The following is a 285-nucleotide window of genomic DNA, read 5'->3' on the forward strand; positions in this document are numbered from 1 at the left end:
CGCAGCGGCGCATGGCAGCCGCCGCCACAAAGCGCGCCTCGAGCCCCTGCCCTGCCGCCAGGGCCAGATCGCGCGCCTGGGCAGGATCGCTGGACAGCAGCGCCTTGGCGCGCGCCAGGCTCATGGCGCAGGGGCCAGGTGGCGCAGGATCAGGCCGTCCTGATGGTTGCGCACAAAGCCTTTCCAGGTGGGGTTGTCGCCCCCCTGGCTCACCGCTGCATAGGGCGTGGCAGGGCCAGTCCACCCCGCCCTGTCAGAGCGTTCGGCCGGCACAGTGAGATAGGC

Origin of the sequence: Novosphingobium sp. B-7 (genome assembly GCF_000410615.1) — a bacterium.
GTDB classification, from domain to species: Bacteria; Pseudomonadota; Alphaproteobacteria; order Sphingomonadales; family Sphingomonadaceae; genus Novosphingobium; species Novosphingobium capsulatum.